24 protein-coding genes are annotated in these 21,132 nt (G+C 70.9%); 7 read left to right on the top strand and 17 right to left on the bottom strand.

The window, feature by feature from the left end; all coding sequences use genetic code 11:
• Nucleotides 1-70 precede the first annotated feature (70 nt).
• Nucleotides 71-1,531, bottom strand: a complete 1,461-nt coding sequence (locus ACFWRO_RS34460; RefSeq protein ID WP_384517781.1) for a hypothetical protein — start codon at nucleotides 1,529-1,531, stop codon at nucleotides 71-73.
• Between the two features lie 253 nt (nucleotides 1,532-1,784).
• Between ACFWRO_RS34460 and ACFWRO_RS34455 the strand changes: the two genes are divergently transcribed.
• Nucleotides 1,785-3,623 (top strand): endonuclease/exonuclease/phosphatase family protein, encoded by a 1,839-nt coding sequence (locus tag ACFWRO_RS34455; RefSeq protein ID WP_384517779.1) that lies wholly within the window; start codon nucleotides 1,785-1,787, stop codon nucleotides 3,621-3,623.
• 11 nt (nucleotides 3,624-3,634) lie between these two features.
• Here ACFWRO_RS34455 and ACFWRO_RS34450 read toward each other — a convergent pair whose 3' ends face one another.
• Nucleotides 3,635-4,363 carry an antibiotic biosynthesis monooxygenase gene (locus tag ACFWRO_RS34450; protein WP_384517776.1) on the bottom strand — a complete coding sequence of 243 codons (729 nt, stop codon included), beginning with the start codon at nucleotides 4,361-4,363 and terminating at the stop codon, nucleotides 3,635-3,637.
• Between the two features lie 86 nt (nucleotides 4,364-4,449).
• Here ACFWRO_RS34450 and ACFWRO_RS34445 point away from each other — a divergent pair, with 86 nt between their 5' ends.
• Nucleotides 4,450-4,893 carry a GNAT family N-acetyltransferase gene (locus ACFWRO_RS34445; RefSeq protein ID WP_384517773.1) on the top strand — a complete coding sequence of 148 codons (444 nt, stop codon included), beginning with the start codon at nucleotides 4,450-4,452 and terminating at the stop codon, nucleotides 4,891-4,893.
• Between the two features lie 7 nt (nucleotides 4,894-4,900).
• On the opposite strand, the gene ACFWRO_RS34440 is transcribed toward ACFWRO_RS34445, so the two are convergent.
• A complete protein-coding gene (locus ACFWRO_RS34440; protein ID WP_384517770.1) occupies nucleotides 4,901-5,641 on the bottom strand; it encodes an SDR family NAD(P)-dependent oxidoreductase in 741 nt (246 codons plus the stop codon).
• Nucleotides 5,642-5,774: 133 nt separating this feature from the next.
• Between ACFWRO_RS34440 and dapA the strand changes: the two genes are divergently transcribed.
• Nucleotides 5,775-6,653, top strand: a complete 879-nt coding sequence (dapA, locus tag ACFWRO_RS34435; protein ID WP_384517767.1) for a 4-hydroxy-tetrahydrodipicolinate synthase — start codon at nucleotides 5,775-5,777, stop codon at nucleotides 6,651-6,653.
• On the opposite strand, the gene ACFWRO_RS34430 is transcribed toward dapA, so the two are convergent.
• From ACFWRO_RS34430 to ACFWRO_RS34415, 4 genes are all read right to left on the bottom strand, one after another.
• Complete coding sequence (locus ACFWRO_RS34430) at nucleotides 6,638-6,859, bottom strand: hypothetical protein (protein ID WP_362014115.1); 222 nt, start codon at nucleotides 6,857-6,859, stop codon at nucleotides 6,638-6,640. The two genes, dapA and ACFWRO_RS34430, sit on opposite strands and share 16 nt — an antisense overlap.
• 101 nt (nucleotides 6,860-6,960) lie before the next feature.
• A complete protein-coding gene (gene dapD, locus ACFWRO_RS34425; protein ID WP_384517763.1) occupies nucleotides 6,961-7,944 on the bottom strand; it encodes a 2,3,4,5-tetrahydropyridine-2,6-dicarboxylate N-succinyltransferase in 984 nt (327 codons plus the stop codon).
• A gap of 43 nt (nucleotides 7,945-7,987) precedes the next feature.
• A complete protein-coding gene (locus ACFWRO_RS34420) occupies nucleotides 7,988-8,617 on the bottom strand; it encodes a TetR/AcrR family transcriptional regulator (RefSeq protein ID WP_384517760.1) in 630 nt (209 codons plus the stop codon).
• Complete coding sequence (locus ACFWRO_RS34415) at nucleotides 8,617-8,937, bottom strand: DMT family transporter (RefSeq protein ID WP_384517757.1); 321 nt, start codon at nucleotides 8,935-8,937, stop codon at nucleotides 8,617-8,619. Before ACFWRO_RS34415 ends, ACFWRO_RS34420 begins: the two co-directional genes overlap by 1 nt.
• A gap of 63 nt (nucleotides 8,938-9,000) precedes the next feature.
• Between ACFWRO_RS34415 and ACFWRO_RS34410 the strand changes: the two genes are divergently transcribed.
• Nucleotides 9,001-10,074: an oxidoreductase gene (locus ACFWRO_RS34410; protein WP_384517754.1), complete on the top strand. Its 1,074-nt coding sequence runs from the start codon at nucleotides 9,001-9,003 to the stop codon at nucleotides 10,072-10,074.
• Here ACFWRO_RS34410 and ACFWRO_RS34405 read toward each other — a convergent pair.
• From ACFWRO_RS34405 to ACFWRO_RS34365, 9 genes are all read right to left on the bottom strand, one after another.
• The gene (locus ACFWRO_RS34405) at nucleotides 10,064-10,429 is read right to left on the bottom strand and encodes a VOC family protein (protein ID WP_384517751.1); all 366 of its coding nucleotides are present in this window, start codon (nucleotides 10,427-10,429) and stop codon (nucleotides 10,064-10,066) included. The two genes, ACFWRO_RS34410 and ACFWRO_RS34405, sit on opposite strands and share 11 nt — an antisense overlap.
• 49 nt (nucleotides 10,430-10,478) lie before the next feature.
• Nucleotides 10,479-10,817, bottom strand: a complete 339-nt coding sequence (locus ACFWRO_RS34400; protein WP_362014105.1) for a metal-sulfur cluster assembly factor — start codon at nucleotides 10,815-10,817, stop codon at nucleotides 10,479-10,481.
• Complete coding sequence (sufU, locus tag ACFWRO_RS34395) at nucleotides 10,814-11,275, bottom strand: Fe-S cluster assembly sulfur transfer protein SufU (RefSeq protein WP_384517748.1); 462 nt, start codon at nucleotides 11,273-11,275, stop codon at nucleotides 10,814-10,816. The genes ACFWRO_RS34400 and sufU overlap by 4 nt, the downstream gene beginning before the upstream one ends.
• 10 nt (nucleotides 11,276-11,285) lie before the next feature.
• Nucleotides 11,286-12,554 carry a cysteine desulfurase gene (locus ACFWRO_RS34390; protein WP_362014102.1) on the bottom strand — a complete coding sequence of 423 codons (1,269 nt, stop codon included), beginning with the start codon at nucleotides 12,552-12,554 and terminating at the stop codon, nucleotides 11,286-11,288.
• A complete protein-coding gene (sufC, locus tag ACFWRO_RS34385) occupies nucleotides 12,551-13,315 on the bottom strand; it encodes a Fe-S cluster assembly ATPase SufC (RefSeq protein WP_384517745.1) in 765 nt (254 codons plus the stop codon). The genes ACFWRO_RS34390 and sufC overlap by 4 nt, the downstream gene beginning before the upstream one ends.
• A 6-nt stretch (nucleotides 13,316-13,321) precedes the next feature.
• Entirely contained in the window at nucleotides 13,322-13,639 is a 318-nt protein-coding gene (locus tag ACFWRO_RS34380) for a bifunctional 3-phenylpropionate/cinnamic acid dioxygenase ferredoxin subunit (RefSeq protein ID WP_384517742.1), read from the bottom strand.
• Nucleotides 13,639-14,820, bottom strand: coding sequence for a Fe-S cluster assembly protein SufD (gene sufD / locus ACFWRO_RS34375; RefSeq protein ID WP_384517739.1), 1,182 nt, complete (start codon nucleotides 14,818-14,820; stop codon nucleotides 13,639-13,641). The genes ACFWRO_RS34380 and sufD overlap by 1 nt, the downstream gene beginning before the upstream one ends.
• Nucleotides 14,821-14,881: 61 nt before the next feature.
• A complete protein-coding gene (gene sufB, locus ACFWRO_RS34370; RefSeq protein WP_384517737.1) occupies nucleotides 14,882-16,297 on the bottom strand; it encodes a Fe-S cluster assembly protein SufB in 1,416 nt (471 codons plus the stop codon).
• Nucleotides 16,294-17,022 carry a helix-turn-helix transcriptional regulator gene (locus ACFWRO_RS34365; RefSeq protein ID WP_384517734.1) on the bottom strand — a complete coding sequence of 243 codons (729 nt, stop codon included), beginning with the start codon at nucleotides 17,020-17,022 and terminating at the stop codon, nucleotides 16,294-16,296. The genes sufB and ACFWRO_RS34365 overlap by 4 nt, the downstream gene beginning before the upstream one ends.
• A gap of 181 nt (nucleotides 17,023-17,203) precedes the next feature.
• Here ACFWRO_RS34365 and ACFWRO_RS34360 point away from each other — a divergent pair, with 181 nt between their 5' ends.
• The 3 genes from ACFWRO_RS34360 (at nucleotide 17,204) to ACFWRO_RS34350 (ending at nucleotide 20,007) form a co-directional block, all read left to right on the top strand.
• A complete protein-coding gene (locus tag ACFWRO_RS34360) occupies nucleotides 17,204-18,142 on the top strand; it encodes an ABC transporter ATP-binding protein (RefSeq protein WP_384517731.1) in 939 nt (312 codons plus the stop codon).
• Nucleotides 18,139-18,918 (top strand): ABC transporter permease, encoded by a 780-nt coding sequence (locus ACFWRO_RS34355; protein ID WP_384517729.1) that lies wholly within the window; start codon nucleotides 18,139-18,141, stop codon nucleotides 18,916-18,918. The genes ACFWRO_RS34360 and ACFWRO_RS34355 overlap by 4 nt, the downstream gene beginning before the upstream one ends.
• 120 nt (nucleotides 18,919-19,038) lie before the next feature.
• Nucleotides 19,039-20,007, top strand: coding sequence for a heme A synthase (locus ACFWRO_RS34350; protein ID WP_384517787.1), 969 nt, complete (start codon nucleotides 19,039-19,041; stop codon nucleotides 20,005-20,007).
• A gap of 29 nt (nucleotides 20,008-20,036) precedes the next feature.
• Here the strand turns inward: ACFWRO_RS34350 and ACFWRO_RS34345 are convergent, their stop codons facing one another.
• A complete protein-coding gene (locus ACFWRO_RS34345) occupies nucleotides 20,037-21,116 on the bottom strand; it encodes an amidohydrolase family protein (RefSeq protein ID WP_384517727.1) in 1,080 nt (359 codons plus the stop codon).
• Nucleotides 21,117-21,132 lie beyond the last annotated feature (16 nt).

Here is a 21,132-nt window from a genome sequence, read left to right as displayed (position 1 = left end):
GGGCGGGGTGGGGGATCGAACCCCGCCCACCCGCCGCGGGGGTTCGGGGGCGGAGCCCCCGGAAGCGCCCCTACGCGCCTGCGCGGGACCTCGCCTTGAAGGCCGCCTTGCGGGCCTCCTTCGCCGAGGTCTTGTCCGGGTGGAGGCGGCCCATCGCCTCCAGGACCTCCGCCGTCGCCGGGTGTTCCACCCGCCACGCCGCCTCGAAGAAGCCGCTGTGGCGGCCCGTCAGGCCCTCGATCAGGTCGCGGAGTTCGTCCAGTTCGCCCCGCACCTCCAGCTGCGCCGCGATCGTGTCGATCGCCAGCCAGAAGATCATCGCTTCCGACGGCGCCGGCACGTCCGCCGCCCCGAGCTCCGCCAGCCAGACCCGGGCGAGCCCGCCCAGTTCCGGGTTGTCGAGCACCTCCCGTACCGCCGGTTCCGCCTCCGCGCCCACGAGGGAGAGCGCCTGCTGGCAGTGGAGCCGTCGCAGCGGGGAGCCCGCGTCGGCGCCCCGCGCCGCGGCAAGCAGCTCCCGTGCCGCGCCGACCGCGTCCCGGCCCTCCAGCCAGCCCACGGTCTCGGCGCGCGCCGCCCTCTCGGGGTAGGTCGCGAGCCCGTCGAGGAGCACGTCCGCGCCCTTGTCCGCCAGTTCGCCGACGGCCGGCGCGTCCAAGCCCGCCTCCAGCATCCGGGACCGGACGCCGTACAGCCCGAGCGGCGTCAGCCGGACCATGCCGTACCGGCTCACATCCTCGTCGTCGACCTCCTCGGCCTCCTCGAACCGCGCCGCAGGCTCCTCGCCCTCCTCCACCATCAGCGCCTCGTCGACGGGCTGGTACTCGACGAGCCCGATGGGCTCAAGGAGACGGAACTGGTCGTCGAGGCGCATCATCGCCTCCGAGACCTGCTCCAGGACGTCGTCCGTCGGCTCACCCATGTCGTCCGGGACGATCATCGACGCGGCGAGCGCCGGCAGCGGCACCGGCCCCTCGCCAGGACCGCCCTCGCCGACCGTGAGCAGGTACAGGTTGCCGAGCACGCCCTCCAGGAACTCCGCCTCCTCCTCCGGGTTCCAGTCGAGCCGCTCGAGGTCGATCTCGCCGTCCTCGCCGATGACGTCCGCGATGTCGTCCAGGACGGGCGCGGTGGCGTCGGCGAGCACCACGTCGAGGCCGTCGAGCCAGATCCCGAGGACGTCGAGCGGCGCCCCGCCCGTGAGCGCCGCGAGGTTGTCGCCCACGGTCACCCCGCCCGGGGTGTCGTCGTCGCCGTCCTCGACCTCCACGAGCCCGGTGTCGACCGCGAGGCGCCACGCCTCACTCGCGTACGCCTCGCCGTCCTCGTCCGCCGCGAGGCCCAACACCTCTGCGGCGGCGGGCAGTTGTTCCTCGACGAGCTCGCCGCCCGCACCGACCAGGGTCTCCGGCCCGGCCCAGCGGGCGAGCCGCGCCGCGCGGGACAGGAGGGGCGTGGCCAGGGCTTCCCGCGCCAGCTCCGCGTCCGAGTGCAGCTGAACGGGGGGCAGGGAGGGGTGGTCCGGTGCCATCTGCGGTCTTCTCCTCGAAGGGCGTGTGAGCCTGGGCGTGATCCTGGGCGTGATCCTGGGTGGCGTGGCGGTACGGACGCGCCGCGCGCGCCGAACGCGCTTCAGCGTAGACGCTTTTCCCGCCCCACCTCCCGGTTCACGGTCCCGTCAGCCTTCGTACACCCGTCGAGCCTTGACAAGTCCCCCATCCAGCCAAGAGATTGACGCGCGTAGATCTATCGACCGATTCTCCAAGCGCCTCCGGAGCACCCTGATGCCTTCCTCCATACCGAGATCCGCGGCGGTCGCCGCCGTCGTGTCGGCCGCGCTCGCCGCCGGACTGCTCGCCGCCTCGGGCAGCGCCGCGGCCGAGGACACCGCCGCCGTCCGCGTCCACGACATCCAGGGCACCACCCGCGTCTCGCCCCTCGTCGGCACCCAGGTCACGGGCGTCACGGGGATCGTGACCGGCGTCCGGACGTACGGCTCGCGCGGCTTCTGGATCCAGGACCCGCAGGCCGACGACAACCCGGCCACCAGTGAGGGCCTGTTCGTCTTCACCAGCTCCGTGCCGACCGTCGCCGTCGGCGACGCCGTCAGCGTGAACGGCACCGTCGGCGAGTACGTCCCCGGCGGCCTCGCCTCCGGCAACCAGTCGCTGACCCAGATCTCCAAGCCGGCCGTCACCGTGGTCTCCTCCGGGAACCCGCTCCCGGCCCCCGTGACGATCTCCGCCTGGTCGGTCCCGAGCGCGTACGCCCCCGAGGGCGACGCGGCGGCCGCCGGCTCGATCAACGGCCTCACGCTGAACCCGAAGAAGTACGCCCTGGACTACTACGAGTCCCTCGAGGGCACCAACGTCCGCGTCGGCACCTCGCGCGTGGTGGGCGCCACCGACCCGTACTCCGAGCTCTGGGTGACGGTGAAGCCCTGGGAGAACCGCACCTGGCGCGGCGGCACGGTCTACGGCTCGTACACCTCGCAGAACACCGGCCGGCTCCAGATCCAGTCGCTGACGCCGATCGCCCAGCAGCCCTTCCCCAAGGCGAACGTCGGTGACGTGCTCGCCGGGACGACCGAGGGCCCGCTGGACTTCAACCAGTTCGGCGGCTACACCCTGACGGCCCGTACCCTCGGCACGGTCGTGGACCGCGGCCTGGAGCCCGAGGTCACCGACAAGCAGCGCAGGAACGAGCTGGCGGTCGCGACGTACAACGTCGAGAACCTCGACCCGTCCGACCCGCAGGAGAAGTTCGACGCGCTCGCGGCTGCCGTGGTGAACAACCTGGCCTCGCCCGACATCCTCGCCCTGGAGGAGATCCAGGACAACAACGGCGCGAAGAACGACGGCACGGTCGCCGCCGACCAGACGGTGAAGAAGTTCACCGACGCCATCGTGGCGGCGGGCGGCCCGGCGTACGAGTGGCGCTCGATCGACCCGGAGAACAACAAGGACGGCGGCGAGCCCGGCGGCAACATCCGCCAGGTCTTCCTCTTCAACCCTGAGCGGGTCTCCTTCACCGACCGCGCGGGCGCGAACGCCGCCGCCGCGACGGACGTGGTGCGCGGCAAGGGCGGGCGCCCCGAGCTGACGCTCTCCCCCGGCCGCATCGACCCGGCGAACACGGCCTGGGAGAACAGCCGCAAGCCGCTGGCCGGCGAGTTCACGTTCCGCGGCCGTACGGTCTTCGTGATCGCCAACCACTTCGGCTCCAAGGGCGGCGACGAGTCCCTCGTCTCGCACCACCAGCCGCCGGTGCGCTCCTCCGAGGCGAAGCGCCTGCTCCAGGCGCAGTCCGTGAACGCCTTCGTCAAGGACGTCCTCTCGATCCGCAAGGACGCCGACGTCCTCGTCGTCGGTGACATCAACGACTTCGAGTTCTCCGGGACGACGAAGGCGCTGACGGAGGGCGGGGCGCTCTACCCGGCGGTGAAGTCGCTGCCGCGCAGCGAGCGCTACTCGTACGTCTTCCAGGGCAACAGCCAGGTCCTCGACCAGATCCTGACCAGCCCGGGCGTCGGCCGCTTCGAGTACGACAGCGTCCACATCAACGCGGAGTTCGCGGACCAGAACAGCGACCACGACCCGCAGGTGCTGCGCTTCCGCCCGTAGTTCGGCGCTCGCTACGCGCCCGCGCTCAGGCTGAGCGCGGGCGCGTAGCGCGTCACCCGGCCGCCCGTCACCCCCGGGGAGTTCTGCACCTTCGCCCACTGGGGCGTCGCGGACCCGACCCCGGACCCCGCTCCGGCGAGCGCCTCGGCATGGGCCTGCTCGCTCTCCCACTCGGCGTAGTTGAGGACCTTCGTCCCGTCGACGCCGATGTGGAAGTGGCCCGCGATCCCTCCGGGCGCGGGGTTCGGGTCGGTCTCCAGGGCCTCGAAGACCCCGTCCACCCAGGCGCGCTGCCGGCCGGCGTCCGGGCCGTCGAACTCGACGTCGACGATGACGACGCAACCGGGGATCCTGGTGTCGGTCCCGTCGCCGAGCGGGGTGGACCGGTAGAGCGTGTAGCGGTCGATGCCGACGCGTTCGATCCCGGGCACGGCCGCGTCGATCTCGGCGTTCCGGTCCTCGCGGAGGGTGCGGACGAACTCCTGGTAGGCCTCCTCGCCCGTCCACTGCGAGTAGTGGAGCAGGGTGTCGCCGTCGGTGCCGATGTACACGGAGTACGAGAGCAGCCCGACGTCCGGCCAGTCGCGGCTCTCCCACGTCTTGGCGATGGCGTCGACGGTGGCCCGCTGCCGCTCGGGGGTGCCGACCCGCCAGGTGCTGACGAAGACGATCCCCGCATCGGGGCGGTGCAGGTCGGGGCGGGCGTCGGGGCGGGCAACGGATCGGGCAACGGCGTTCATGGGGTGGCCTCCTGTCGTCGGTGACCCCACTCTCCGACCTCAACCGCGCTTGAGGTCAAGCCCCGCGCCCGTGCGAGACTCGGCCCATGATCCTCCGCCCCGCCACCCGCGCCGAACTCCCCGCCGTCCTCGCCCTCCTCGCCGACGAGGAGCGGGTCGTGGACCCCGCGTCGATCGTCGTCACGGAGTCGTACGAGCGGGCCTTCACGGCCATCGAGGGCGACCCGCGCAACGAGATCCTCGTACTCGTGGACGAGGACCAGGTCGTCGGCTGCCTCCAGGCGACGTACATCCCCGGCCTCGGCAAGGGCGGCGCCGAGCGGGCGCTGATCGAGGCGGTACGGATCAGGGCCGACCGGCGCGGCGGCGGCCTCGGCCGGGAGCTGATGGCGCGGGCCGTGGAGCGGGCGCGCGAACGTGGCTGCGCGCTCGTCCAGTTGACCAGCGACAAGCGGCGGACGGAGGCCCACCGCTTCTACGCCTCCCTGGGCTTCGCCCGCAGCCACGACGGCTTCAAGCTCGCGCTGTGAAGGACGGCTAGGTCAGCAGGTGCCCGCCGCCGTCGACGAGGAGCACCTCGCCAGTGATGTACGCGGCGTTGGTGAGGTCGAAGACGGCGCCGGCGATGTCCTCGGGCCGGCCGACCCTGCGCATCGGAACCGCGCCCGCCACATGGGCCTTGGCCTCGTCGGCGCCCGCGACGCCGTCGAACCAGGGGGTGTCGACGAAGCCGGGCGCGACCGCGTTGACCCGGACGTCCGGGCCGAGGGTCTTCGCGAGCAGCTTCGTCATGTGGTTGACGGCCGCCTTGGAGACGGCGTACGGGATGGAGCTGCCGCCGGGGCGGACGCCGGCCTGCGAGGAGATGTTCACGACGCAGCCCGCGCCGTGGGCCTTCAGGTGCGGGACGGCCGCGGTGATGGTCTGCCAGACCCCGATGACGTTGACGTCGTACAGGTGGCGCCAGACCTCGGGCGAGGCCGCCGCCAGGTCGTCGTGCGGGATGAACCGGGTGGTGCCCGCGCAGTTGACGAGGATGTCGAGACGGCCGTACGCCTCGACCGCCGCGGCGACGAGGGCCGCGGCCTGCGTCTCGTCGGAGACGTCGGCCTGGACGTAGACGGCGTCCGGCAGTTCGGCGGCGAGGGCCTTGCCCGCCTCCACCGAACGCGCCGAGTTGACGACGACCCGGACCCCGGCGGCGGCGAGGCGGCGGGCGACGGCGGCCCCTATGCCCGAGGACGAACCGGTGACGAGTGCGACGCGCTGTTCGCTCATGGTGTGGTGCTCTCCCTTGTCCCCTGTCGCGTCCCGCCCCGATCATGCCAGACCCCACACTTCAGCCCTGCTTACCCCTCACCCCAAGCAGAACTAAGTAGACCTTCACCATCGAGGGGCGCAGACTTCCCGAATGAGTACTGAACGCCCCTTCGGCCGGGCCCTCTGCGCGATGATCACCCCCTTCACCGCCTCGGGCGAGCTGGATCTCGACGCCGCCCGCGTGCACGCCGCCCACCTGGTCGCCGAGGGCTGCGACGGCCTGGTCCTCAACGGCACCACCGGCGAGTCCCCGACCACCACGGACGCCGAGAAGGCCGCCCTCATCGAGGCGGTCCGCGCGGCCGTCGGCCCCGGCCCCTCCGTCGTCGCGGGCGTCGGCACCCCCGACACCCGCCACACAGCCGAGCTGGCGCGCCAGGCCGAGAAGGCGGGCGCGGACGGGCTCCTGGTCGTCACCCCGTACTACAGCCGGCCCCCGCAGGCCGCCGTCGAGGCGCACTTCGTCAAGGTCGCGGAGGCGACGGACCTGCCGGTCATGCTCTACGACATCCCCGGCCGCACCGGCACCCGGATCGAGCCCGCGACGATGCTGCGGCTCGCCGCGCACCCGAACATCGTCGCGGTCAAGGACTGCGCCTACGACCTGCTCGGCTCGTCGAAGGTGATCGCCCGCACCTCGCTCGCGTACTACTCGGGCTGCGAGGAGCTGAACCTGCCGCTGTACGCGGTGGGCGGCGCCGGATACGTCAGTACGGTGGCCAATGTGGTGCCACGTCAGCTGCGGGCCGTGCTCGACGCCTTCGACCGGGGCGACACGGCGGAGGCGGCCCGGCTCAACGCGCTCACGCTGCCGCTGGCCGAGCTGATGATGGCCGCCGGGCTTCCGGGCGCGGTGACGGCGAAGGCGCTCCTCGGCGACTACGTCCGGGAACCGCTGCAGCCCGCCGACCGGGAGGCGGTCGACGGGCTGCGGGCGGCGTACGAGGATCTGGTTCAGTCGAACACGTAGGTGGTGCCGAAGAGCGCCGCGTGTTCGAGGACGTCCTCCAGCGGGTCGTCGATCTGACCGGTGTGGAGGGTGAGGCTCGGGCCGTTCTGGATCGTCGGGCCGTTGTGCGTGCGCGTGTGCGTCTCGTCCGCCGACGCCGCCCCTACGGGCAGCAGCACGGCGGCCGCGACCGCCAGCGCCCCGACAACGGTGGGCCTCGTCCTCATGTCGACTCCTCGCCTTGTCTGTTCGTGTGACTCCACGTCGTTCCGTTAACGCAGAGTCACACGTCCAGGTCACGTGCGGGGCGTCGTCAGTTGCGGCTGCCTCAGTTGTGGCTGTGCAGGATCTCGTTGAGCCCGCCCCACACCGCGTTGTTCGGGCGGGCCTCGACGGCACCGGTCACCGAGTTGCGGCGGAAGAGGATGTTGTCGCCACCGGAGAGGTCGCGCGCCTTGACGATCTCGCCGTCGGGCATCGTGACGCGCGTACCGGCGGTGACGTACAGACCGGCCTCGACGACGCACTCGTCGCCGAGCGCGATGCCGACGCCCGCCTCGGCGCCGATGAGGCAGCGCTCGCCGATGGAGATGACGACGTTGCCGCCGCCGGAGAGCGTGCCCATGGTGGAGGCGCCGCCGCCGATGTCGGAGCCGTCGCCGACGACGACACCGGCGGAGATGCGGCCCTCGACCATGGAGGTGCCGAGCGTGCCGGCGTTGAAGTTGACGAAGCCCTCGTGCATAACGGTGGTGCCGGCAGCGAGGTGCGCGCCGAGGCGGACCCGGTCGGCGTCGGCGATCCGGACGCCCGCGGGGGCGACGTAGTCGGTCATCCGCGGGAACTTGTCGATGCTCGTCACGGCGAGGTGCAGGCCCTCGGCGCGGGCGTTGAGGCGGACCTTCTCGACGTCGTCGACGGCGACCGGGCCGAGCGAGGTCCAGGCGACGTTGGCGAGCAGGCCGAAGACGCCGTCCAGGTTCTGGCCGTGCGGCCGGACCAGGCGGTGGCTGAGCAGGTGGAGGCGCAGGTACGCGTCGTGCGCGTCCAGCGGCTTGTCGTCGAGCGAGGAGATGACGGTGCGGACGGCGACCACCTCGACGCCACGGCGGGCGTCCACGCCGAGGGCCTTGGCGGCGCCCTCACCGAGGGCGTTGACGGCGGCGTCGGGCGTGAGCCGCTCGGTTCCGGCGGGCCCGGGGGCGTCGGTCAGCTCGGGGGCGGGGAACCAGGTGTCGAGAACGGTGCCGTCACCGGCGATGGTGGCGAGGCCGGCGGCGACGGCGCCGGTGGTGCGAGGAGCAGTGGTCATGCGGAAAACCTAACGGTCCGGGCGGCGCCCGGGCCAACCGGTCTCAGGTGTCGGTCGACGGTCCCGGCGTTTCCGACGACACCGGCGCCTCCCCGCTCGTGGGATCCCCCGGGATGTCCGGGCGGGCCGGCAGGAGCCGCGCCATCATGTCGCGCGCGTAGGCCTCGTCGTACTCCGCGCCGGTCAGCAGCACCTGCAGGCAGATGCCGTCCATCAGCGCGACGAGCGCGCGGGCGGTGACGAGGTCGGTGTGGCGGGAGAGGGCCTCGGTGACGGCCTCGGTCCACTCCGCCGCCACCGGGCGCAGGGCGGGCCTGCGCAGGGCGGCGAGGTAGAGCTCGTACTCCAGCTCCACCCCGGTCCGGTCGCCGCCGATCCACTCGCCCATCAGCCGGGCGAGGGCGGAGGGCAGGCCGGCCGCCATCTCGGGGAGTTCCGCGCGCTCGCGCAGCTGCCCGCCGAAGCCCTCGTTGGCCTGGCGCAGCGCGGCGACGAGGAGTTCGTCGAGCGAGGCGAAGTGGTACGTCGTGGAGCCGAGCGGCACGTCCGCCTCTGCGGCGACCGTACGGTGGCTGAGGCCTGCGATGCCCCGGGCGCCGACCACGCGCAGCGCGGCGTCGACGATCCGCTGGCGCCGCTCGGGGTCGTGGCGGCGGGCGCGCGCGGCGGCCATCAGTGGGCGCCCCCCATGTTGAGCACGAGGACGCCCGCGATGATGAGGACCACCCCGGCGATCTTGGCGGCGTTGAGGGTCTCGTTCATGAAGAGGATTCCGATCACGGCGACGGCGGCGGTGCCGACGCCGGACCATATCGCGTACGCGGTCCCCACCTGGAGCGTCTTCAGCGCCTGGGCGAGCAGCGCGAAGGCGATCACGTAACCCAGGCCCGTGACGATCGACGGCCAGAGCTTGGAGAAGCCCTCGCTGTACTTCATGGAGACCGTCGCGACGATCTCGGCCGTGATGGCGCCTGCCAGCAGTCCGTATCCCATGTGTACCAGCGTACACAACGATATGTACGACCGTACGCAACGCCGCCCGATACGGTAAGGCTCATGACAATTCCCACGGGGCCATACGGTTACGGCTACCCGCCTCCGCCCCCACCGCCGAAGCCCGGCGTGATACCCCTGGCGCCACTGGGTCTGAGCCAGATCCTGACCGGTGCCTTCGCCACCCTCGGCGGGTACTGGAAGCAGCTGCTCGGTGTCGCCACGGCCGCCTACGGCGCGGCCCTGCTGCTGGTCGGCGCGACCTTCGGCATCGCCTACGCGATGGTCTCCGACCATGTCCCCCGGGTCTTCGACCTGCCGAGCGGGCAGGAGCCCAGCTGGGACGACGGCCGCCCGCTGCTGTTCGCGTTCGGCGCCCTGTGGCTGGTGGGCATCGTCGGAATGCTCCTCGCGAGCGCCGTGGTGTACGCGGCGTGCCCCGCCGTCCTCCAGGAGGCGGTGCTCGGCCGCCGGACCACCTTCGGCGCGATCTGGCGCCGCGCCTGGTCACGGGTGCCGGCGGTGATCGGCACGGTCGCCCTGTCGACGCTGGTCGTCGTGGTGCCGATGGTGCTCTTCGTGCTGGCCATGGTCGGCTTCATGGTGGCGATGCTCTCGTCGCTCGACCAGTCGGACGCGCCGCTGTTCTCGCCCGTCGCGGCGACCTTGTTCTTCCTCGTCGCCCTGGCCACCATGCCGCTGGCCGCCTGGATCTGGGTGAAGCTCAGCCTGGCGCCCGCGGCGGCGGTGTTCGAGAACCAGGGCGCGGTGGCCTCCCTGCGCCGCTCCAACGAGCTGGTGCGCGGCTCGTGGTGGCGGATCTTCGGCGCGCTGCTCGTCGCGGCGATCATGGCCACGGTGGCGAACTGGCTGATCCAGCAGGTGCTCAGCCTGCTGCTCTCGATCCCCGTCTCGTTCACGGAGACCACCGACTTCGACACCCCGGGCGAGGTGCTGCTCGCGTTCGCTCCCGTACTGGCGATCGCCGCCGTCGGCGGGATGGTGGCGCAGGCCTTCTGCTCGGTCTTCCCGCCCCTGGTGACCGGCCTGGTCTACGTCGACCAGCGCATCCGCAAGGAGAACCTGGCCCCGGCCCTCGCCCAGGCGGCCGGGACGCCGTACCCGTTCAGTCCGTGAGCGAACGCTTCGGCCGGAGCACGCAGAACTCGTTCCCCTCGGGGTCGGCGAGGACCACCCAGGTCGCGTCCTCGCCCTGACCGACGTCGATCTGGCGGGCGCCGAGGGCGATGATCCGCTCGACCTCGGCGTCCCGGTCGTCGGGCGTCAGGTCGATGTGGAGCCGGTTCTTCACGGTCTTGGACTCGGGCACCGGCAGGAAGCACATCCCGGGCAGGGCGTGCTCGTCGGCGCCGATGACGACCTCCTCCTCGTCCTCGAAGAGGATCTTCCAGTCCAGGACCTGGGCCCAGAACCGGGCCTGGGCCTGGAGGTCGTGGGCGTCGACGACGATGTGGTACATGCGAACGGCCATGATCGCCAGTATGCCTGGCGATCATGGCCGTACGTGGGAAAGCCTGCGATCAGACGTTGAAGCCGAGCGCGCGAAGCTGCTCGCGGCCGTCATCCGTGATCTTGTCCGGGCCCCACGGCGGCATCCAGACCCAGTTGATCTTCAGCTCGCTGGCGATGCCGTCGGTCGCGGCCTTCGCCTGGTCCTCGATCACATCGGTCAGCGGACAGGCCGCCGACGTCAGGGTCATGTCCAGCGTGACGACGTTGGAGTCGTCGATGTGGATGCCGTAGATCAGGCCGAGGTTGACGACGTCGATGCCCAGTTCGGGGTCGACGACGTCGTACAGCGCCTCGCGGATCTCTTCCTCGGAGGCCGGCTTCATGGTGGCCTCGACGTTCTCGGTCATGCCGACTTCCTCTCCGCGTCGCCCAGCGCCTGGGCCGTCGCGTCCTTCCACGCCATCCAGCTGAGCAGCGCGCACTTCACCCGGGCCGGGTACTTCGAGACACCGGCGAACGCGACCGCGTCCTCCAGGATCTCCTCCATCGCGTCGTCGGGCTCGAGCCGGCCCTTCGACTGCATCAGCTCCAGGAACGTGCCCTGGATCTTCTGCGCCTCGGCCAGCTCCTTGCCGACGAGCAGCTCGTTCAGGACCGAGGCCGAGGCCTGGCTGATCGAACAACCCTGGCCCTCGTACGACACGTCCTCGATCCGCGAGCCGTCGTACTTCACGCGGAGCGTGATCTCGTCGCCGCACGTCGGGTTGACGTGGTGCACCTCGGCGTCGCCGTCCCGAAGACCGCGCCCGTGCGGGTGCTTGTAGTGGTCCAGGATGACGTCCTGGTACATCGAATCCAGCTTCACGACGATTCCCCTAGCCGAAGAAGTTCCGTACGTGCTCCAGACCCTCGACCAGCGCGTCGACCTCGCCGGGGGTGGAGTACAGATAGAACGACGCTCGCGTGGTCGCGGGAATTCCGTACCGCAGGCAGACGGGCCGCGCGCAGTGGTGACCGACCCGGACCGCGATGCCCTGCTCGTCCAGAACCTGGCCCACGTCGTGCGGGTGGATGTCGCCCAGCGTGAAGGAGATCGCCGCGCCGCGGTCCTCGGCCGTGGTCGGGCCGATGATCCGCAGGTCCGGCACCTCCTGGAGGCGGCGGACGGCGTACTCGGTGATCGCGTGCTCGTGGCGCGCGATGTTCTCCATGCCGATCGCCGACAGGTAGTCCACGGCCGCGCCGAGGCCGACGGCCTGGGCGATCGGGGGCGTACCCGCCTCGAACTTGTGCGGGGCCGGCGCGTAGGTGGAGGAGTGCATCGAGACCGTCTCGATCATCTCGCCGCCACCGAGGAACGGAGGCAGGTCCTCCAGGAGCTCCTGCCGTCCCCACAGCACGCCGATGCCGGTCGGGCCGACCATCTTGTGACCGGTGAAGGCCACGAAGTCGGCCTGCAGCGCCTGCACGTCGAGCACCATGTGCGGGGCAGCCTGCGAGGCGTCGATGCAGACCAGCGCACCGACCTCCTGCGCACGCCGGACGATCGTCTCCACCGGGTTGATCGTGCCCAGCAGGTTCGAGACCAGCGTGAACGAGACGATCTTGGTCTTCTCGGTGATGACCTCTTCGATGTTCGAGAGGTCGAGACGGCCGTCGTCGGTGAGGCCGAACCACTTCAGCTTCGCGCCGGTGCGCTGCGAGAGCAGCTGCCACGGCACGATGTTGGAGTGGTGCTCCATCTCCGTGATGGCGATCTCGGTCTCGTGGTCCACGCGGTAGGGCTCGTCGGCCCAGCCCAGCATGTTGGCCACGAGGTTGAGCGACTCCGAGGCGTTCTTGGTGAAGATCACCTCGTCGCGGCTCGGCGCGTTGATGAACGCCGCGACCTTGTCACGGGCGCCCTCGTACAGCGCCGTCGCCTCCTCGGCGACCGTGTAGACGCCGCGGTGGACATTGGCGTTGTGGCGCTCGTAGTAGGTGTTGAGCGCGTCGAGCACCTGGCGCGGCTTCTGCGAGGTCGCCGCGGAGTCCAGGTACACGATCTTCTTGCCGTCGTGGACCACGCGATCCAGGAGCGGGAAGTCCTTGCGGATCGCCTCGGTGTCGAGGAGGCCGGAGAGCCCCTGATGGGCAGATGTCACGCGGATGCGCCACCCTTCACGTACTTGTCGTAGCCCTCGTTCTCGAGCTGGTCGGCGAGCTCGGCGCCGCCGGACTCGGCGATGCGGCCGTTCGCGAAGACGTGCACGAAGTCGGGCTTGATGTAGCGGAGGATCCGCGTGTAGTGCGTGATCAGCAGCGTGCCGACCTCGCCGGTCTCACGGACGCGGTTGACGCCCTCGGAGACGACGCGAAGGGCGTCGACGTCGAGGCCGGAGTCGGTCTCGTCGAGGATCGCGATCTTCGGCTTGAGCAGTTCGAGCTGGAGGATCTCGTGGCGCTTCTTCTCGCCGCCGGAGAAGCCCTCGTTGACGTTGCGCTCGGCGAAGGCCGGGTCCATCTGGAGCTGCTCCATCGCGGACTTGACCTCCTTCACCCAGGTGCGCAGCTTGGGCGCCTCGCCGCGGACGGCGGTGGCGGAGGTGCGCAGGAAGTTGGAGACCGAGACGCCGGGGACCTCGACCGGGTACTGCATGGCCAGGAAGACGCCGGCGCGGGCGCGCTCGTCGACCGACATCTCCAGGACGTCCTCGCCGTCCAGGGTCACGGTGCCACCGGTGATCGTGTACTTCGGGTGGCCCGCGAGGGAGTACGCCAGGGTCGACTTGCCGGAGCCGTTGGGGCCCATGATGGCGTGGGTCTCGCCCTGCTTCACGGTCAGGTCGACACCCTTGAGAATTTCCTTGGTGCCGTTCTCGACCTCGACGGTGACGTGCAGGTCGCGGATTTCAAGCGTTGCCATGGTGCCTCAGGACTCCTGGGTGACGGAGACGAGCACATCGTCCCCTTCGATCTTTACGGGGTAAACGGGGACGGGGCGCGTCGCGGGAAGGCCGGACGGCTTGCCGGTGCGGAGGTCGAACGCGGAGCCGTGCAGCCAGCACTCGATCTGGCAGTCCTCCACCTCGCCCTCGGACAGGGAGACGTTCGCGTGCGAGCAGATGTCGTGGATCGCGAACACCTCGCCGTCCGTGTGGACGAGCGACACCGGCGTGCCGTCGAGTTCCACCCGCTTCGGGGTGTCCTCCTCCAGCTCGCTCAGCGCACAGACGCGTACGAAGGCCATCAGACGGACGCCTCCAGCTCGGCCTCGATCTTCGCGATGAGGCGGGCCTCGACGTCCGGCAGACCGATCTGCTGGACCAGCTCGGCGAAGAAGCCGCGGACGACGAGCCGGCGGGCCTCGGACTCCGGGATGCCGCGGGCCATCAGGTAGAAGAGCTGCTCGTCGTCGAAGCGGCCGGTGGCCGAGGCGTGACCGGCGCCGGCGATCTCGCCGGTCTCGATCTCCAGGTTCGGCACGGAGTCGACCCGGGCGCCGTCCGTCAGGACCAGGTTCCGGTTGAGCTCGTAGGTGTCGGTGCCCTCGGCGGTGGCCTGGATGAGGACGTCACCGATCCAGACGGCGTGCGCGTTCTGGCCCTGCAGCGCGCCCTTGTAGGCCACGTTCGACTTGCAGTGCGGCATGTTGTGGTCGACCAGGAGGCGGTGCTCCTGGTGCTGACCGGCGTCGGTGAAGTACAGACCGAAGAGCTCGGCCTCGCCGCCGGTGGCCGCGTACTGCACGCGCGGGTGGATCCGGACGACGTCGCCGCCGAAGGTCACGATGACCGACTTGAAGGAGGCGTCGCGGCCGACGAGCGCGTTGTGCTGCGCGACGTGGACGGCCTTCTCGTCCCAGTCCTGGACGGAGACGACGGTCAGCTTGGCGCCGTCGCCGAGCACGTAGTCGACGTTGGCCGCGAGCACCGCGTCACCGGTGTGGTCGATGACCACGACGGCCTCGGCGAAGGCGCCGAGCTCGATGATCTGGTGGCCGTAGGCGACGCCGCCCTCGCCGTGCACGGCGATCCGGATCGGCTCGCCGAGGACGGCCTCCTTGGCGACGGTCACGACCGAGGCCTTCTCGAAGGAGGAGTACGCCTGGGCGGCGACGCGGTCGACGGGCGTGCCGGCCTTGCCGAGCCGCTCGTCGTCACGGCCGACGGTCTCCACGGTGACGCCCTCGGGCGCCTCGATCACGACCTTCACACCCTCGCCGGCCGCGACGGCGGTGCCGTCGTGCAGGCCGCGCAGGCGCTCCAGCGGGGTGAACCGCCACTCCTCCTCGCGACCGTGCGGGACCGGGAAGTCCGCGACGTCGAAGGACGGGGGGGCGCTCATGCGCGTGGCGACGGTGGACTCTGCGGCCACCGCGATCGAGCCGGCGGTGGTGGAGCCCGCCGGGATGTTCTGAGCCTCAGCCATGGCTGTCGTGTTGCTCTCTTCCTCGTTACTACGCAAAGACGGTACGGACGGAGGCGCGGTCTTAACCGACCGAGCCTTCCATCTGCAGCTCGATCAGCCGGTTGAGCTCGAGGGCGTACTCCATCGGGAGCTCCTTGGCGATCGGCTCGACGAAGCCGCGCACGATCATCGCCATGGCCTCGAACTCGGTCATGCCGCGGCTCATCAGGTAGAAGAGCTGGTCCTCGGAGACCTTGGAGACCGTGGCCTCGTGACCCATGGAGACGTCGTCCTCGCGGACGTCGACGTACGGGTAGGTGTCCGAGCGGGAGATCGTGTCGACGAGCAGCGCGTCGCAGAGCACGTTCGACTTGGCGCCCGGGGCACCCTCGCCGATCTCGATGAGACCGCGGTAGGAGGTGCGGCCGCCGCCTCGCGCCACCGACTTGGAGACGATGTTGGAGGAGGTGTTCGGGGCCATGTGGACCATCTTGGCGCCGGCGTCCTGGTGCTGGCCCTCGCCCGCGAAGGCGATGGAGAGGGTCTCGCCCTTGGCGTGCTCGCCCATCAGGTAGACGGCCGGGTACTTCATGGTGACCTTGGAGCCGATGTTGCCGTCGACCCACTCCATGGTCGCGCCCTCGTAGGCCACGGCGCGCTTGGTGACCAGGTTGTAGACGTTGTTCGACCAGTTCTGGATCGTCGTGTAGCGGCAGCGGCCGCCCTTCTTCACGATGATCTCGACGACCGCGGAGTGCAGCGAGTCGGAGGAGTAGATCGGGGCGGTGCAGCCCTCGACGTAGTGGACGTAGGCGTCCTCGTCGACGACGATCAGCGTCCGCTCGAACTGGCCCATGTTCTCCGTGTTGATACGGAAGTAGGCCTGCAGCGGGATCTCGACGTGCACGCCCTTCGGCACGTAGATGAACGATCCGCCGGACCACACGGCCGTGTTCAGCGAGGCGAACTTGTTGTCGCCGACCGGGATGATCGTGCCGAAGTACTCGCGGAAGAGCTCCTCGTGCTCCTTCAGCGCGGTGTCGGTGTCGACGAAGATGACGCCCTGCTCCTCCAGGTCCTCGCGGATCTGGTGGTAGACGACCTCGGACTCGTACTGGGCCGCGACACCGGCGACGAGGCGCTGCTTCTCCGCCTCCGGGATGCCGAGCTTGTCGTACGTGTTCTTGATGTCCTCGGGCAGGTCCTCCCAGGAAGCGGCCTGCTTCTCGGTGGAGCGCACGAAGTACTTGATGTTGTCGAAGTCGATGCCCGACAGGTCGGAGCCCCAGCTCGGCATGGGCTTCTTGTCGAAGAGGCGCAGACCCTTGAGCCGCAGCTTCAGCATCCACTCGGGCTCGTTCTTCTTCGAGGAGATGTCGCGGACGACGTCCTCGTTGAGACCGCGCTTGGCGGTGGCACCGGCGGCGTCGGAGTCGGCCCAGCCGTACTCGTACCGACCCAGGCCCTCGAGCTCGGGGTGGCTGATCTCGGTGGTCATGCGGGGTTCCTCCCGGCCGTGCTTGCGGATGCTTCGGATTCGGTGGTCTGTGGGGCGCTGTGCGGGATGAACGTCGTGCAGACGCCGTCACCATGCGCGATGGTGGCGAGACGCTGGACGTGCGTTCCCAGGAGGCGGGAGAAGATCTCCGTCTCCGCCTCGCACAGCTGGGGGTACTGCTCGGCGACATGGGCGACCGGGCAGTGGTGCTGGCAGAGCTGCTCGCCGACCGGCGCGTTCCGCGCAGTGGCAGCGTACCCGTCCTTGCTGAGCGCCCTCGCGAGCGCCTCCGTGCGCCGGGCGGGCTCCGCCGACTCGACGGCCTCGCGGTAGGCCTCGGCCTGGTGCTCGAGCCGGTCACGGGCGAAGGCCGCGACGGCGGCTTCCCCTCCCGCGTTCTGCTCGATCCACCGCAGGGCGTCCACGGCGAGCGAGTCGTACGACTGGTCGAAGGCGTCCCGGCCGCAGTCGGTCAGCGCGAAGACCTTGGCGGGGCGGCCGCGCGTACGGGCCCCGTACACGCGCTTCTCGCGGGCTTCGACGACGTTGTCGGCGACGAGCGAGTCCAGGTGCCGGCGGACGGCGGCCTGGGTGAGACCGAGCCGCGTCGCCAGATCGGCGACCGTCGACGGGCCGTGGTCCAGGATGGAGCGCGCGACGCGGTTGCGCGTGGAGCGCTCACCGGTCGCGAGTTCCTCCACGGGAGCCTCGCCAACGTTTTTCACAACGCCATTGTTGCGTAATTCCTCCGGGAGTGACAAGCGACGTCCGAACGAGGGCACGGTGCCGTGCATCACTCAGGTAAGGCTTACCTGACCTGCGAAGATGATCATTCATAGGACGAATTCCAGCGGGATCGGGGCCCCGCGCCGGAGACCCCCCGAAACCCTCTCTAGACTTCCCGGCATGCGAAACGAGTCCGGCGACAGTGCCGCCGTCCGGGTACGTGGCCTGGTCAAGCGGTACGGAACCAAGACCGCCGTCGACGGCCTCGACCTCGACGTCCACGCGGGCACCGTGACCGCCGTCCTCGGCCCGAACGGGGCGGGGAAGACCACCACGATCGAGACCTGCGAGGGCTACCGGAGGGCCGACGCCGGCACTGTCCGCGTCCTCGGCCTCGACCCGGTCGCCGACGCGGCCCGGCTGCGCCCCCGGATCGGCGTGATGCTCCAATCGGGTGGCGTCTACTCCGGCGCCCGGGCCGACGAGATGCTCCGCCACATGGCAAAGCTGCACGCCCACCCGCTGGACGTGGACGCCCTGATCGAGCGCCTCGGCCTGGGTTCCTGCGGCCGGACCACCTACCGCAGGCTCTCGGGCGGCCAGCAGCAGCGCCTCGCGCTCGCGATGGCCGTCGTCGGCCGCCCCGAGCTGGTCTTCCTCGACGAGCCGACCGCCGGGCTCGACCCGCAGGCCCGCCACGCCACCTGGGACCTCGTCCGCGAGCTGCGGACCGACGGCGCGACCGTCGTCCTCACCACGCACTTCATGCAGGAGGCCGAGGAGCTGGCAGACGACGTCGCCATCGTCGACGCCGGCCGGGTCGCCGCCCAGGGCAGCCCCGAGGCGCTCTGCCGCGGCGGCGCCGAGAACACCCTCCGCTTCACCGGCCGCCCCGGGCTCGACCTCGGCTCGCTGCTCAAGGCGCTGCCCGACGGCACCCAGGCCGCGGAGCCGACACCGGGGACGTACCGCATCACCGGCGAGGTGGGCCCCCAGCTGCTCGCCACCGTCACCACCTGGTGCGCGCAGCACGGCGTGATGCCCGACGGCATCGCGGTCGAGCGCCACACTCTCGAAGACGTCTTCCTGGAACTGACCGGCAAGGAGCTGCGCGCATGAGCAGCGGTACGCACACGGGAACGTACTCCCCGAAGCCCGGAGCGGCGCCCGTCGGGCGCATGATCGCGGCGCAGACGGTCCTGGAGACGAAGATGCTGCTGCGCAACGGCGAGCAGCTGCTCCTCACGGTGATCATCCCGTCCCTGCTGCTCGTGCTCTTCTCGACCGTCGACATCGTCGACACCGGCACCGACAAGGCCGTCGACTTCCTCGCCCCGGGCGTCCTCGCGCTCGCCGTGATGTCCACCGCCTTCACCGGCCAGGCCATCGCCACCGGCTTCGAGCGCCGTTACGGGGTCCTCAAGCGGCTCGGCGCCTCCCCGCTCCCCCGCTGGGCGCTGATGACCGCCAAGACGCTCTCCGTCCTGGTCACCGAGATCCTCCAGGTGGCGCTCCTGACGGCGATCGCGCTCGGGCTCGGCTGGTCGCCGCAGGGCAACCCCCTCTCGGTCCTGGTCCTGCTCGTCCTCGGCACCGCCGCCTTCTCGGGCCTCGGTCTGCTGATGGCCGGCACGCTGCGAGCCGAGGCGACGCTGGCCGCCGCGAACCTGGTCTTCCTGCTGCTCCTGGTGGGCGGCGGGGTGATCGTGCCGCTGGACAGGTTCCCCGACGCCGCCCGCTCCGTCCTGGAGCTGCTGCCGATCTCGGCGCTCTCCGAGGGCCTGCGGGACGTGCTCCAGGGCGGCGCCGCGCTGCCGTGGGGGCAGGCGCTGATCCTGGCCGTCTGGGCGGTCCTCGGCCTCGGCGCGGCGGCGAGGTTCTTCCGCTGGGAGTAGCGGAGGGGTGACGTTCCGGGGTGACTTCACCCGCAAGGCACCCCTCGACCCCTCTCAATTTCCGGGGGGAGACGACTCCCCCGACCCCCTCGTGAAAACACGCACAAGCCCCGTCCTACGATAGGGCCCGTGCTGACCCCCCTCGCCTACATCGCCAAGCGCTGGACCCCGTCTCCCAAGACGCTCCGGCGCGCCGCGCTCTCCGCAGTCGTGATGAGCGTCCTCATCATCGTCACGGGAGGCGCGGTCCGGCTGACCGGCTCCGGTCTCGGCTGCGACACCTGGCCCAAGTGCACGGACGACAGCCTGATCGTCACGCCCGAGCAGGGCTACCGCGGCATGATCGAGTTCGGCAACCGGATGCTGACGTACGTCCTGTCGGCCGCCGTCGGCTGGGCGATCATCGCCGCGCGCTCCACCAAGCCGTGGCGGCGCGGGCTGACCCGGCTCGGCTGGGCGCAGTTCTGGATCGTCGCCAGCAACGCGGTCATCGGCGGCATCACCGTGTGGATGGGCCTCAACCCGTGGACCGTCGCCGGCCACTTCCTCGCCGCGAACGCGCTCCTGACCGTCGCCGTGATCACCTGGCACCGCACCGGCGAGGGCGACACGACCCCCCGGCGCCGGGTGCCAGGACCGGTCCGCAAGCTCTCCTGGGCGATCGTCGCGACCTCGGTCCTCCTGATCGTCCTCGGCACCGGCGTCACCGGCTCGGGCAAGCACGCGGGCGACAGCAGCGACGTCCCGCGCATGCCGTGGGACTGGACCGACGCCGCCCACCTGCACGCCATCGCCGCCTGGGTCGTCTGCGCGCTCGCGCTCGCGATGTGGCTGGTGCTGCGCGTGGTCGACGCCCCGGACGACACCCGGGCGCGCGCCCGTGACCTGCTGATCGTGCTCCTCGCCCAGGGCGGCATCGGGTACGTCCAGTACTTCACCGGCGTCCCCGAGGTCCTGGTCGGCGCCCACATGCTCGGCTCCGCGCTGATGTGGATCGCGGTCCTGCGCCTGGCCCTGAGCCTGCGCGAGCGCCCGCTGTCCGCCCCGGAGATCCCGGCCCAGCCTGACGCGGTCCTGACCAAGGCGTAGGGCCTTTCGTTCGGATCACGCCGGGCCCGTCAGCGCAGGCCGTAGATCCTGCGCGCGTTGCCCGAGGCGATCATCGTGGCCACCCTCTGGGCGTCGGTGAGGGACCAGGAGCCTTCGGCGACCCATTCGCCGAGGACCCGGCCCAGCGCGCCCCGGAAGACGCTCGCGGCGACGACGTGCAGCTCCGGCAGCGCGTGGGCGCCGCTGGAGAACAGCAGCTTGCCGAAGGGCGCCAGCTCCAGGAGTTCGGCGAGGACGGCCGCCGCCCGGGCCCCGGTCCTGGCGAGGACGGAGCCCAGGTCCGCGTAGACGTGCGGGAAGAGAGCGGTCAGCTGGGCCGCCTGACGGTGGTACGGGTATCCGTGCAGCAGCACGACGTCCGCGCCCAGGCCGCCGCTGGCGGCGGCGAACTCGGCGAGCCCGGCCGGGTCCTCGTTCCCCACGTGCAGCTGGAGCGGCCGCCCCGAGCCGACCGCGACCCAGAGCAGATGGCGCAGCAGCACCGGGTCGGTGATCCGGCCGCCGACCGCGCGTCCGGCCAGCCAGCGTCCGGCGGCCCCTCGTACCTCTCCCGGCCCCGGCGGCTCGGCGGCCTGGGCGAGCCCCCGGCTCACGCCCGCCACGGAGGTGAAGGCGACCGCGGTCGTCGCGGCGCCGTGGACGGCCTCCGCGAGGTTGGCGAGGAGCGACTCGACAGATCCTGAGGTGTCGGCGACCTGTTCGGCGAGAAGTTCGAGCCGGACGATCTCGTGCGCGTCGGCGGCTCCGGCGGAGGCGATCTCGGCGGGCCCGGTCAGATCGCCGGGCAGACCGGTGTCGACCAGGTAGGTGGAGATCCCGGAGGCGCGCAGCAGCCTGCGCCCGGACTCCAGGACGCCCAGCTCGCGGCGGCGGGCGAGATAGCGGGCCGGCGGGCAGTGCGGCTCAAGGCCGAGCAGCGGCGGGCACCAGCGGCGTACCGCGAAGCCGGTCTGGGTGTCGAAGAAGGTGGTGCCGGGCGCGGCGGGACCGCCGGTCCTGCCCAGGTGGGTCTCGAAGGTGCCGAGGCCGAGCTCCGTACGGAGCACCCCGTGGCAGTACTGGTCCACCAGGCTCGGGGTCTCGATCATTCGGGGGGCTCCCTGC

Origin of the sequence: Streptomyces sp. NPDC058579 (assembly GCF_042718575.1) — a bacterium.
Taxonomy (GTDB): Bacteria; Actinomycetota; Actinomycetes; order Streptomycetales; family Streptomycetaceae; genus Streptomyces.
This window is presented reverse-complemented; position numbering and strand designations above follow the sequence as displayed.